Below are 15,409 nucleotides of genomic sequence, written 5' to 3'. Positions count from 1 at the left end.
TGTGGAATTGATGACGCAAGCAACGCAGATCCAAGATATTTATCCGTTATCGTACATGCAGGAAGGGATGCTGTTTCATTCACTGCTTGATTTCAGCTCTAAAGCCTATGTGGAACAAACCTCGTTTACCATTACAGGCAGCCTGTGTATCGATTCGTTTCAAAAGAGCTTAAATCTTCTTGTTTCCCGATACGATATTTTCAGAACCATATTCCTTAAGGAGGTTCCAGACCTCACTGGGCCGCAGCAAGTTGTGCTGACAAACCGTGAATTGACCGTACAAAGGGAAGATCTTTCTCACCTGAAACATGATGAGCAGCTTGCTCTGATAGAAGACTTTATGCAGCAGGACCGGGAAAAAGGGTTTCACTTGCAAAAAGATCCGTTAATGCGGCTCACGCTTTTTGATAGAGGAGACAGCACATATACATGTGTCTGGACACATCACCATATCATCATGGATGGCTGGTGCTTGGGCATCATCCTCAAAGAATTCTTCAGCATGTATGACTCACTTAAAAATAACAGGCCTGTACAGCTCGGCAGCACGGTGCCGTACAGCCGTTATATTGAATGGCTCGGAGAACAAGATAAAGAAGAAACCGCTGCATACTGGAGAGATTATCTGCAGGAGTACGGCAAGACCGCTTCTATTCCCAAGCTAAAAAGCCGCTCAGCGAACGGGGAATATGAACCCGCACATATCCGTTTTTCTTTAGAGCCGGCTATCGTTCAGAAATTGACAGCAGCTGCCCAAAATTGGGGAGTTACATTAAACACTTTATTAATGAGTCTATGGGGTGTTCTTCTCCATCGTTACAACGGAACGGATGACGCGGTCTTCGGCTCTGTTGTTTCCGGACGTCCGTCAGCGATTGACGGGATCGAGTCAATGGTCGGCTTGTTTATTAACACTGTTCCGGTGCGTATTCGATCTGCAGAGAAAATGGCATTTTCTACACTTGTCAAATCCGTGCAGGAGGATACTTTACGTTCTGAGCAGCATGGTTATTATCCGCTTTATGAGATTCAAAACCGCAGTGCTTTAAAGCAAGGATTGATCGATCATATTCTTGTCTTTGAAAATTATCCTGTACAGCTTCAGCAGGCAGTCAATAGGCAAAGCGAAAATGACGAAAACGCATTGAAGCTTGATGACATTTCTATGTCAGAACAAACCAGCTATGACCTTAACGTTGTCATCGTTCCAGGTGAATCATTTTATATTAAATTCAGCTACAATGCCGCCGTTTATGAACGGGAAGAGGTGCTTCGGATTCAGGGGCACCTCATGGAGGCAATGGATTGTATTTTGTCAAATCCCGATATTGCTGTCGACAGCATCAACATTGTGCCTCCTGAAGAACGTAAGCTCATTCAATCGTTTAACGAAACGGAGCGCCATTATCCAAATAAAACGCTATCCCAATTGTTTGAGGAACAGGCTCTCAAAACACCTGACGCGGCTGCTTTGAGAATGGGAGATGAGTGCCGGACATACCGGCAATTAGATGAAAGAGCCAATCAGATTGCACACGCCCTGACAGAAAAGGGAGCTGGATCTGGCGGGATTGTCGCTGTGATGATGGAACGGTCAATAGACATGGCTGCTGCCCTGCTTGGAGTTTGGAAAGCCGGCGGCGCTTATCTGCCTCTTGATCCAAGTTATCCGAAAGAGCGGCTTTCTTTTCTGCTGCATGACAGTCAAGCAGCTCTCTTACTGACAGAAGAGGAACTTATTTCATTCATCCCGTCAGGCTATGAAGGCAGAATTGTGACATCAGAACATACAACACATTACAAAACGGACTCTCCTGATGCATCGATTGGTGAGCTTGCCTACCTGATCTATACGTCAGGAACGACAGGACAGCCAAAAGGAGTGCTCGTTGACCATCAAGGAATTGCAAATACCTTGCAGTGGAGACGGGAAGAGTACGGCATGAGCGAAGGGGATACAGCACTTCATCTGTTTTCCTATGTTTTCGACGGCTGCGTGACGAGCTTGTTTACTCCGCTTCTGTCCGGTGCATGCGTGCTGCTGACTACAGATAACGAAGCGAAGGACGTGCTCGCCCTCAGACGGAAAATAGCTCAATACAAGGTCAGTCATATGCTTATTGTTCCTTCCTTGTACCGGGTGTTATTAGAAGTGCTGACTGCTGAAGATGCACAAAGTCTTCGTATCGTGACATTTGCGGGCGAGGCAGTGACTCCTGACCTGCTTGAGACCAGCAGAAAGATTTGTCCCTCCGCTGAACTTGCAAATGAATATGGACCGACAGAAAACAGTGTGGCAACAACAATCCTTCGTCATCTGAACGAAGAAGAGAGAATCACGATCGGACACCCGATCGCCAATACAAAAGTATATATTTTACAAGGAGAGCAACTGCAGCCGATAGGCGCGGCGGGTGAACTGTGTATTTCCGGCGCGGGTCTCGCACGGGGGTACTATAAGCGGACAGAGCTAACAGAGAAAGCATTCACAGACCATCCATTCCTCAAAGGGGAACGCTTATATCGAACCGGAGATGCAGGGCGCTTCCTGCCTGATGGCACGATTGAATATATTGGACGTTTTGATGATCAGGTAAAAATCAGGGGATATCGCATTGAATTAAGTGAGATTGAAACTGTTCTTCGGCAAGCATCTGGAGTGAAGGAAGCTGCAGTGCTGGCCCGTGATGTTTCTGATGAGGAAAAGGAACTCGTTGCTTATATCGTTCCGGAAAAAGGAAACGGCCTTCCGAATCTGCACCAGCATCTTGCCGGTACATTGCCGTCCTATATGATTCCCGCAAGCATCATCAAAATCACTCAAATGCCGTTAACATCCAGCGGGAAGCTCGACCGTTCCGCACTTCCGGAACCAGAAAACACAACTAGCTTAACGTACATGCCTCCACAAACCTTAATGGAAACTGAACTGGCACGCATTTGGGAAGAGGTGCTGAACAAAAATCAAATCGGTATACGCGATGATTTCTTTCAATTAGGCGGACAGTCCTTAAAAGCAGCCACACTCGTATCAAGAATACATAAACGGCTGAATATCGAGCTGCCGCTCAGTGACGTTTTTTCTTATCCCACCGTGGAAAGCATGGCAGCCAAACTGATAAGTTTACGTGAGCATGCTTTTACGCAGATTGAACCTGCGGATTTTAGAGATGTCTATCCGCTGTCTTTCTCGCAAAAAAGATTATACGCTCTTTACCAGTTGGCAGATGACAGCACAGGCTACAACATGCCGGCCGTACTGGAACTGCGAGGACATTTGGATCGCGGGAGATTGAGAAAAGTTCTCACAGAGCTTGTGAATCGGCATGAATCATTACGTACGGCATTTGAACTGAACAACGGAGAGCCAGTGCAAAAGATTCATCCGGCGCTGGCAGCTGATCTGAAAGAGCTTGAAACTGAATCAGAGCAAATGCTGCAGTCCGCGATCTCGTCCTTTATCAAACCGTTTGATCTTACCGCGGGACCGCTTTTTAGAGCAAGCTTGATTTCTCTCGAAAAAGAAAGAGCCTATTTGTTGCTTGATATGCATCACATCATTGCTGACGGAATCTCTATGAGTACACTCATCCAAGAATTCACTGATCTTTATTGCGGAAAAGATCTTCCAGCTTTAAACCTGCATTATAAGGATTTTACGGTTTGGCAGCAAGAGAAGTTTCCGGAAACGCATTACAGCAAACAGGAGGCCTACTGGCTGAAGCAGCTTGGCGGCAGCCTTCCAGTATTGGATTTGCCGCTTGATAAAACGAGGCCGCTTCTGCCTGATTTCAGCGGCGGAACATTTGAAGTAAACATTGATAAAAGAACGGCGGAAGAACTGCACCGCTTGATGTTTGAAACGGGAACGACGATGTATATGCTCCTTCTGGCTGTCTATTCCATCATGCTTTCCAAACTGAGCGGGCAGGAGGATATTGTTGTCGGCTCGCCTGCTGCCGGGAGACCGCACGCTGATCTGGAGCGAGTCATCGGGATGTTTGTCAATACATTAGCTATGCGATGCCAGCCTGAGGGCCGCAAAACGTTCAGCTCTTATTTGCAGGAAATTCGCGAACTTGCTCTGACTGCATACGAGCATCAGGATTATCCTTTTGAAGAGCTCGTCAATAAGCTTGAAACGAAACGGGAGGTAAATCGCAATCCGCTGTTTGACGCGATGCTTGTGCTTCAAAACAGCGAAGATTTCCGGTTTGAAGTGCCTGGTTTATCTATCTCGTCTGTAACCCCGTCACACAATGTATCTAAATTCGATTTGACATTACACGCTGAGGAGCATTCCGATGGCATTCGCTGCCGCTTCGAATACAGTACCGCGCTGTTTGAAGAAGAGACCATTGCAAGATGGGCTTCCCATTTTATTGAGCTGGTGAAAGGAATAACGTCTGATATCCATATGAAGCTTTCGGAAATGCAATTGCTTTCTGCTCCAGCGCGCGAATTGCTTCTTGAAACGATGGGTCAGTATGCTGACTATCCAAGAGATGAAAGCATCGTTCGTTTATTTGAAAAACAAGCAGCTGAACATCCCGAACATACCGCAGTCGTATGCGATCATATACGGCTGACTTATCGCGACCTGAATGAAAAAGCAGAACGTACAGCGGCTATGCTGATGAAACAGGGAGTCCGATCCGGGGATATTATCGGTTTATTGTTTGATCGATCGCCTGATATGGTGATTGGCGTTTTATCTATTCTAAAGGCCGGAGGGGCATACTTGCCGATTGACCCTGAATATCCTCAAGAACGCATCAGCTTTATGCTGAATGACAGCGGGGCAAGAATTCTTCTGACAGAGCACGGGCACAACAAGCCGGCGGATTACCATGGGCAAATTTTATATCTGAATGACGCCGAAAACGAATTGATTTCGCCTGATTTGAAAGCGCAAGAAACATTAGCAGACCAGCCAGCTTATGTGATTTATACATCTGGAACCACAGGGCAGCCAAAGGGCGTCGTTGTCGAGCATCGCAATGTGATTAGTCTATTGAAGCATCAGGATCTGCCTTTTGATTTTGGCAGTGAGGACGTTTGGACTTTATTTCATTCATATTGCTTTGATTTCTCAGTATGGGAAATGTTCGGAGCGTTGCTGAATGGAAGTACGCTGGTTGTTGTCTCCAGAGAAACAGCCCGCGATCCAAATGCATTCCGCCAATTGTTAAAAAACGAAGGCGTCACAGTACTCAATCAGACTCCAACTGCTTTTTACGGACTCATTCATGAAGAAGAAAACCATACGGACCGATTACATGTGCGATACGTTATTTTCGGCGGAGAAGCTTTACAGCCCGGCATGCTTGTAACCTGGAACGAGAAATACCCTGATACTGATCTGATCAATATGTACGGCATTACTGAAACAACTGTACATGTGACATATAAGAAATTGTCCTCAGCTGATATAGAAAAAAATAAGAGCAATATCGGAAAACCGCTGGCAACTCTTCAGGCTTATGTGCTGGATGCTCATATGAATCTTCAGCCTACAGGAGTTCCAGGAGAGCTGTATATTGGCGGAGAAGGGGTAGCCCGGGGATATTTGAACAGAGATGATCTGACCGCGGCCCGATTTGTACCTAATCCTTATCTTCCGGGAGACAGATTATACCGAACCGGAGACCTTGCAAAGCGTCTGGCAAGTGGAGATCTGGAATATATGGGCCGAATTGATGATCAAGTAAAGGTGAGAGGACACCGCATCGAGCTCGGCGAAATCCAGGCTTCTCTGCTTCAGCTTCCAATAATCAAAGAGGCGGCAGTCATCACAAAAGATGATGAACAAGGCCGATCCGCTGTATATGCTTACTTGGTTGCGGAAGATGGACAGGTCGTAAATGAAGCAGATATCAGGGCTGCCCTGAGAGGCGTTCTGCCTGATTTTATGGTGCCTGCCCGCTTGATCCAGATTGACAGCATCCCGCTGACGGTTAACGGCAAGCTCGACCAGAAAGCCCTGCCGGAACCAGATAAGCGCGCTCAAGCTGAGAATGATATCAGCCCTAGAAATGAGATTGAAAAGGCGATGGCTGACATTTGGGAGGAACTGCTCGAAGCGGAGGAGATAGGTGTCAGCGCGAATTTCTTTGAGCTTGGAGGGGATTCAATAAAAGCGTTGCAGGTGTGTGCACGGCTGAAGCAGCGAGGCTATGAAACGACAGTGCGTGAGATGTTTGAGCATCAGACGCTTGGTGAACTGTCCGCCCGCGTTCGAAAAGCCGAACGCGTAATTGACCAAACGCCAGTCGAAGGCGAGCTGCCTTGGACACCTGTACAGCAATGGTTTTTCTCACAATCATTGGAAGCCCATCATTTTAATCAATCTGTCATGCTCTACCGGGCTGAACGATTTGATGACATTGCACTCAGAAATGTGCTGAGAAGCTTGGTGACTCATCATGACGCACTGAGAATCATATGCCGTTACAAAGATGGCAAGCCTGTACAGGTTAACAGAGGAGCAGATCTTCCGGATGAGGAGCTATATGCCTTCGATCTGTTTGATATAAGAGATCATCGTTCAAATACAGCCGGAAATGCACAGGGCTTGTCGGCCGAAGCACACAAACAGATTGAAGAAATGGCAAACCAAATTCAGCAAACCATTCGATTGGAGACTGGCCCTTTGCTTCATGCTGGTTTGTTTAAAGCCGATGATGGAGACCATTTGTTTCTGACGATCCATCACTTAGTCATTGATGCCGTTTCATGGCGCATTTTATTTGAGGATTTTTCAATTGCTTACGAACAGGCAGTCTCAGGAAAACCCATCGTACTGCCGGAAAAAACGGATTCATATTTCACCTATGCACAAACATTGGCTGACTATTCAAAAAGCCGTCGTCTGCAGCGTGAAATCGCGTATTGGAATGAGCGGGAGGACCGGCATATTGAGCGTATTCCCAAAGATCATTCGGTCACATCGAACTCATTCAAAGATACAGAAGTAATTGATTTCGAGCTGTCTCGTGAAGATACAGAATTGCTGTTAACTGGTGCAAACAATGCATACAACACGGAAACGAATGATATCCTTCTGACTGCTTTAGGCCTAGCTTTGCAGGAATGGACGGGACTTGACCATTTCAAAATCAGTATGGAGGGCCACGGCAGAGAAGATTATCTTGACAATATTGACATAAACAGAACAGTAGGCTGGTTCACTTCAATTTATCCTGTATGGCTTGATATGAGTGATTCTGACTATACGGATGAAGGTGAGCGGCTAGGGCGACACATTAAGCAGACAAAAGACATGCTGCACCGCATACCGCATAAAGGCGCAGGCTATGGAGTGCTGAAATATATCAACAAGATATGGGATTCTAAGTACAGCGACCCGGAAATCAGCTTTAATTACTTAGGCCAGTTTGATCAGGATGTTCAATCAAAAGCTTTTGAGATTTCTGATATTAAGACAGGGAATGAAATCAGCCCGGATTGGGAGCGTCCTTATGTGCTTGATATCAGTGGAGCCGTTTCATCAGGATGCTTGCACATGCACATTATTTATAACCGTCTTCAATTTAAGAAACAAACCGTACAAGCATTAGCCGATCATCTTAAACATGCGCTTGAAAACATAATTCAGCATTGCGCGGGCAAAGAAAACCGCGAATGGAGTGCCGCTGATTTTACTGATGAGGATTTAACGCTGGAGGATTTAAGTGAGATTATGGGGGCCGTCAACAAACTATAGGAGAGGAGATTCATTGATGCCGCAGCAACCCGAAATACAGGATATATATCCCTTGTCTTTTATGCAGGAGGGGATGCTTTTTCATTCGCTGTATGATGAACAGTCGAGAGCTTATTTTGAACAGGCGTCTTTTACAATCAATGGGCAGCTTGACTTAGACCGTTTCCAGAAAAGTATGGACGCTGTTTTTGACAGGTATGAAATCTTTCGAACGACTTTTATCTACAAAAATGTAGCCAAACCTCGTCAGGTGGTGCTTAAAAACCGTCCTTGCCATGTTCATTTTGAAGATATTTCTCATCTTAATGAGAGAGAGAAAGAACATTGTACAGAAGCATTCAAGGAACAAGATAAAAAAAGGGGCTTTGATCTTCAGTCGGATGTACTGATGAGAATATCCGTTTTAAAATGGGCGCCTGAGCGTTACGTGTGCATCTGGAGCCATCACCATATTTTAATGGACGGATGGTGCTTAGGCATCATCATTAAAGACTTTCTCCACATTTATCAAGCGCTGGGAGAAGGGCGGCTTCCATATTTGCAGCCAGTTCAGCCGTACGGAACGTATATTAAATGGCTGATGCAGCAGGATCGTGAAGAGGCAGCTGCGTATTGGAAAAAGCGGCTGCAGCATTTCGAGAAAGCTTCTTCTTTGCCAAAAAGAAACGAGCAAGTATCAGAAGGTGAATTACAGCAGGTCACGTTTACCATCTCTGAAAAAGAAACGTCCGATTTGCAGAAAATCGCAGCAGCATCCGGTGCAACGCTTAACACCGTTTTCCAAGCTTTGTGGGGGATTTTGCTGCAAAAATTCAATCGCTGTGACGATGCCGTGTTCGGATCAGTCGTCTCAGGCAGGCCCTCTGAGCTGGAGGATGTAGAAAATATAGTCGGCCTTTTTATCAATACCATTCCCATCCGGGTCCAAAGCAAAGCTCTTTCTTTCTCTGGCCTGGTCAGCCGGATGCAAAAGGAAATGACTGAAGCAGAAGCATACAGCTATTTCCCTCTATATGACATTCAAGCACAGAGTGCTCTTAAACAAGAGCTCATTGATCATATTATCGTGTTTGAAAACGTGCCGACCCAGCAAGAAATTGAAGGACTAAACCAGACTGGATCGTTCGGTTTCTCAGTGGAAAACTTTGCGATGGCGGAGGAGACTAATTATGGATGCAGCGTCAAAGTGATTCCAGGCCGCACATTGTTCGTGCGCATCAATTTTCATACAGGTTTATATGAGCCTGGCATAATAGCTGAGATAAAAGATTATTTACAGCATATGATTTCAGCTGTCATCTCTGATCCTTCTCTTCCTGTTTCAAAGATGACGTTACTAGATAAAGACAAAACACAGAAAATGGTTGCTGAATATAATACGACGGGAACTGTTTCAGCGTTAGCTCCGACACTGCACGGGCTGTTTGAACGTCAGGCGGCTTTGACGCCGGATCGGACGGCTTTGCGCTTTTCTGGCGGCTCACTGACTTACGCGCAGCTTGACATGTACGCCAACAGGCTGGCAGCGCGCCTTACGGCGCATGGTGTCACGAAGGAAAGCATTGTCGGTGTTCTAAGCGAGCGGTCGCCGGACATGCTGACAGCCGTTCTCGCCGTTTTAAAGGCAGGCGGAGCTTATGTTCCTCTCGATCCTGCATATCCAGAGGAGCGGCTGAGCTATATGCTGAAAGACAGCGGGGCAGCATTGTTGCTGACGCAGCCGGGATTAAAGGCACCTGTTTTTTCCGGAAAGACACTTGAAGTGGATATGACGGCGCTTGCGAATGAAGAATCTGAATATCACTCTCTTCATCAAGCGGACAGCGATTCTCTCGCCTATGTGATCTATACGTCGGGCTCCACTGGACAGCCGAAAGGGGTCGCCGTAGAGCACCGCCAGGCTGTTTCCTTTCTGACCGGCATGCAGATGCAGTTTCCTTTAGAGGAAGACGACATCATTATGATGAAAACGTCTTTTTCCTTTGATGCATCTGTCTGGCAGCTGTTTTGGTGGACGCTTTCAGGTGCTTCGGCCTATCTGCTTCCGTCCGGCTGGGAGAAAGACCCGGCATTGATGGTAAAAGCCATTCGAGAGGAAGGCGTTACAACGGCCCATTTTATTCCGGCCATGCTGAACAGCTTTTTGGATCAAGCGGAAATAGAGGCACCGAGAAGCCTGAAGCGCGTATTCGCCGGAGGTGAACCGCTGGCACCCCATACGGCAGCCCGGTTCGCTTCTTTGCTGCCGGAGACATCGCTGGTGCACGGCTACGGGCCGACAGAAGCAACCGTTGATGCGGCATTTTACGCGTGTGATCCTGAGCTGGACAAGGATCGCTTACGCCTTCCGATCGGAAAACCCGTGCCTGGCGCGCGTCTGTATGTATTAGATCCTCATTTAGCCGTACAGCCTGTCGGCGTAGCGGGAGAATTGTACATTGCCGGGGCCGGGGTTGCCAGAGGCTACTTGAATCGTCCGGAATTAACAGAAGAACGTTTTCTTGATGATCCATTTTATCCGGGTGAACGCATGTACAAAACGGGTGATTTGGCGCGCTGGCTCCCAGACGGACAGGTTGAATTCCTCGGCCGTCTGGATGACCAGGTGAAAATCCGCGGCTACCGGATTGAGCCGGGAGAAATCGAAGCGGCGCTCAGAAGCATAGAAGGCGTGCGGGAAGCGGCTGTGACTGTTCGTACAGAAAGCGGCGAGGCGGAATTATGTGCGTATGCGGAAGGGCTCGGCAGAAATGAAGTGCGCAAGCAGCTTGATACTTTGCTTCCGGGCTACATGATCCCTGCTCATATCATTGAGATGGAACAATGGCCGGTTACCCCGAGCGGAAAGCTCGACCGAAAAGCGCTGCCTGCTCCTGACGGAGCGGCAGATCGGGAAACCTACACAGCGCCAAGAAATCTGACAGAGATGAAGCTTTCCCAGCTGTGGGAGGAAGTGCTGAAAAGCGGACCTGTCGGCATTCACGACAACTTTTTTGACCGGGGCGGCCATTCCTTAAAAGCCACCGCGCTTGTCTCCCGGATCGCTAAGGAATTCGGCGTCCAGGTGCCGCTGAAGGATGTGTTTGCCCATCCGACGGTAGAAGGTTTGGCTTCTGTCATCAGCGAAGGAACGGAAAGTCCGTATGAAGCCATGAAGCCGGCTGAAAAACGCGAGACCTACCCGGTTTCCTCCGCCCAAAAGCGGATGTATGTGCTCCAGCAGCTGGAGGATGGAGGCACAGGCTACAATATGCCGGCAGTCTTGGAGCTGGAAGGAAAGCTGGATCTTACAAGAATGGATGCTGTATTCAAAAAGCTGATCAAACGCCACGAGTCACTGCGGACGTCCTTTACAACGGACACAGACGGCGAGCCGGTTCAGCGCATCCATGACGAAGTGACGTTTACATTCCACACCTCTGTGCTCGGCGGACAAACTGAACAGGAAGCCGCGGCAGCGTTTATCCAGCCGTTTGACCTCAGCCAAGCTCCGCTGTTCCGAGCGGGGATCGTCAAGGTATCAGACGGACGGCATCTATTACTGGTCGATATGCATCACATTATTTCAGATGGTGTGTCAGTCAATACGCTCATTCGCGAATTCGGGGAGCTGTACGCCAATCAAGAGCTACCTGCGCTTCACATTCAATATAAAGACTATGCCGTATGGCAGGAGGCCTTTAAAAAAGGAGACACGTACAAGACGCAGGAGGCGTACTGGCTGAAGCAGCTCGAAGGCGAGCTGCCCGTACTGGACCTGCCGGCTGATTACGCCCGGCCGCCAGTGCGAAGCTTCGCGGGTGATCAAGTCTCATTTACGCTCGATCAAGAACTCACAGCCGGGCTTCACAAACTCGCACGGGAGAACGGAAGCACCCTGTACATGGTGCTCCTGGCAGTTTACACAGCGTTATTGGCGCGCTTAAGCGGACAGGAAGACATCATCGTCGGGTCACCAATTGCCGGACGTCCTCACAAAGATCTTGAGCCGATACTTGGAATGTTCGTCAACACCCTGGCGCTTCGGACACGCCCGGAGGGCGGGAAGCCGTTTGCACAATTTTTGCAGGAAGTGCGTGAGACTGCATTGGAAGCTTACGAACACCAGGATTATCCGTTCGAAGAGCTTGTCGACAAGCTCGGCATGACGAGGGATATGAGCCGAAATCCGCTGTTTGATGTGATGTTTGTGCTTCAGAATATGGACCAAGAATCCATGCAGCTGAAGGACCTGTGTCTCCGGCCCGCAACAAATGTGGGACATCAAGTCTCAAAGTTCGATTTAACCCTGTATGCGTACGAGGAAGCTAATGGATCTATGATGTTTCAAATGGAATATAGCACTGATCTCTATCAGAAAAATACGATTGAAATGTGGCTTCAATATTTAATGAATATGCTGCGCGCCATCATCCAAGACAGCGAAGCAGCCCTTGGAACAATACATGTATTGGACGAGAATGAAACCCATTTCCTTATCCATGAACTCAACTGCACAAAAAGAGAGTATCCGAGACATGAAACCATCAGCAGGCTGTTTGAGTTACAGGCTGCACAAACGCCTGATGCCATAGCTGTGGCCGGCGATGAACAAACATTAACGTATAAGGAGCTGAACATCCGGGCAAACAGGATTGCTGCTGTTCTTCGCAGAAAAGGAGTCGGACCTGAAACTGTAGTTGCATTATTGACAACACGAACTCCAGAACTTGCAGCAGGAATGCTCGGCATTTTGAAAGCTGGAGGAGCCTATTTGCCTATCGCTAAGGATCTTCCAGCTGACCGAATATCATATATGCTGTCTGACAGCGGTGCAAAAATACTCCTTCAATCTGAAAAAGCAAACAATCAACGATTAGACTTAGAGCTTAAATGTGAGCAAATCGTCATCGAAGAGATTCAAGGACAAGGAGAAACGAAGAACTTTGAATCTCCAGCAGGACCACATTCACTCGCTTATATCATCTATACCTCGGGATCAACCGGCAAACCGAAGGGTGTCATGATTGAGCAGCGAAGTGTGATCCGTCTTGTCAAAAACAGCAATTACATTGAATTTACACCTGGAGACCGGCTTCTGCTGACTTCTTCACTCGGTTTTGATGTCGTTACATTTGAAATACTCGGGCCGCTGCTAAATGGCGCTGCTTTGCATCTCACAGATAAAGAAACATTTCTGGATTCCCATCAGCTTAAGAGGTACATAGAACAAAACGGAATCACCACAATGTGGCTGACTGCATCTCTTTTCAACCATTTAACAGAACAGAATGAGAAAACATTTTCCCGGCTCATAAATCTGATTATTGGCGGAGAAGCTCTGTCAGCCAGTCATGTCAATCGAATCAAGCAAGCATGCCCGGAATTGTCAATCTGGAACGGATATGGGCCGACTGAGAATACAACATTTTCGACTTGTTTTCACATTGAAAAACTGTATGAACATTCCATTCCGATCGGCCGGCCGATTGGTAATTCAACCGCATTTATCTTAAATAAATGGGGAATGCTGCAGCCGATCGGAGCTGTCGGTGAACTGTGTGTCGGCGGAGATGGTGTGGCAAGAGGCTATCTTGGTCGACCAGACCTGACGAAAGAGAAATTTGTGCCAAATCCATTTGCGCCCGGCGAACAAATGTACCGTACCGGTGATCTGGCACGCTGGCTACCGGACGGCACAATTGAATATGTAGGCCGTGCCGATGATCAGGTAAAAATAAGGGGGTACCGGGTTGAGCTAGGTGAGATTGAATCAGCGCTTCGTCATATAGACGGTGTCAAAGAAGCAGCCGCATTGGCGCGAACAGGACAATTAGGCAGCAAGGAGCTTTACGCCTATATAAGCGTAAAAGAGGGTACAGATGCTGAACAAGTGCGTACTCACCTTTCTCAAAAGCTGCCAGGCTATATGATGCCGGCCTATGTGATAGAAATGGATGCTCTCCCGCTCACTGCCAACGGAAAATTGAACCGAAAAGCACTGCCTGAACCAGATATCACATCTAAACAAACGTACGTCCCGCCTCGAAATGACCTTGAAGAACAGCTTGCGATCATATGGCAGGAGGTTCTCGGGACACAGAGGATCGGAATAGAAGATTCGTTTTTTGAACTAGGCGGAGATTCAATTAAGGCTCTTCAAGTATCCGCGCGCCTCGGACGTTATGGATGGAGCTTGCATGCAAGCGATTTATTCCGCCATCCGAACATAAAAGATTTATCAGCGGTCATCCGGAAGACAGAAAGAGTAATAGACCAAGGATCTGTTGAGGGAGCTGTTCCATGGACACCTATTCAGCATTGGTTCCTCTCTCAGGATATAGAAGATAGGCACCATTTTAACCAGTCTGTCATGCTGTTTAGCCCTGATTGTTTGTCGGAAAATGCACTGCGCGCATCATTAAAAAAACTGGCAGAGCATCATGATGCCCTTCGGATGATTTATCGGGATGATAGCGGACAACAGATACAAATCAACCAAGATATTCATGAATCCAAACTGTACAGCTTAAGGATTTCTGATTTTTCAGATCCGGGAATCGATTGGGAAACGAGCATTAAAGAAGAAGTGGCAAATCTTCAGCAAAGTATCAATCTCCAACAAGGACCATTACTGCATGCCGCTTGGTTTAAAACGCTGTCCGGAGATTATTTATTTCTCACGATTCATCATTTGGTCGTTGATGGGGTATCATGGAGAATTTTACTGGAGGACCTGTCAGCGGCATATCATCAAGCAGCTTCAGGACAGGCTATACAGCTTCCGCCTAAAACAGATTCCTATCAGGAATACGCACGGCGAATTCAAGATTATGCCCAAAGCAGCAAGCTGATTCGCGAGGAAACGTACTGGCGGACGGTTGAAGAGGAAAAAGCAGCGGAACTGCCATATGAAATGCCTTATATGGAGAATATGAACAGCAGTGAAAGGGAAACATTGCGCTTTTCACTCACTGAAGCAGACACCGCGGTCTTGCTGCAAAAGGTAAACCACGCTTATGGCACAGATACACAAGATATTTTATTGACGGCGGCTTCCTTAGCGATTTGTGACTGGACTGGGGGCAGCAAGCTCCGTTTGGCAATGGAGGGACACGGGAGAGAACACATTCTGCCGGATTTAGACATCAGCCGGACGGTTGGCTGGTTTACATCCATTTACCCCGTCCTTATTGACTTTGAAAATCAAGCGGATGAGCTTGGAACCGCAGTTAAAACTGTGAAAGATACATTGGGCCGGATACCGAACAAAGGGGTAGGGTACGGCATGTTGAAATATCTTACACATCCCGAACATAAAAGCATGGTGTTTTCAAAAACACCTGAAATCGGCTTTAACTATTTAGGGCAGTTCAACGACATAGAAAGTCAAGACCGTTTCCGCCCATCCGGTCTTGGGAGCGGTAAGGACATCACTCCTACTTGGAAGCGGGAGCAGCTTATTGAAATGAGTGCGATGGCAGCAGAAAATCAGCTTCATTTTCAGCTCAGCTATGCGCCAGCACGGTTTCACAGGGGGACAATGGAGCAGCTTATCAACCTAATTGAATGCTATCTGCAGGATATTATGAAACACTGTGCTGAAAAACAGAACACAGAAAAGACGCTGAGCGATTTCAGCAGCCAATCGTTAACGGCAGAGGATTTGGACAGTATATCCAGCTTGGTGGAAGACTTGTAGAA

At 47.4% G+C, this 15,409-nt stretch carries 2 protein-coding genes; both read left to right on the top strand.

Annotation, left to right across the window (positions count from 1 at the left end):
• Positions 1-10: 10 nt before the first annotated feature.
• Positions 11-7,726 (top strand): fengycin non-ribosomal peptide synthetase FenD, encoded by a 7,716-nt coding sequence (gene fenD, locus WA325_RS01765; protein ID WP_336183120.1) that lies wholly within the window; start codon positions 11-13, stop codon positions 7,724-7,726.
• A 16-nt stretch (positions 7,727-7,742) separates the two neighbouring features.
• Complete coding sequence (gene fenE, locus WA325_RS01760) at positions 7,743-15,407, top strand: fengycin non-ribosomal peptide synthetase FenE (RefSeq protein WP_336183119.1); 7,665 nt, start codon at positions 7,743-7,745, stop codon at positions 15,405-15,407.
• Positions 15,408-15,409 lie beyond the last annotated feature (2 nt).

The sequence above is a fragment of the Bacillus sp. 205(2023) genome (assembly GCF_037027485.1).
GTDB lineage: Bacteria > Bacillota > Bacilli > Bacillales > Bacillaceae > Bacillus > Bacillus halotolerans.
This window is presented reverse-complemented; position numbering and strand designations above follow the sequence as displayed.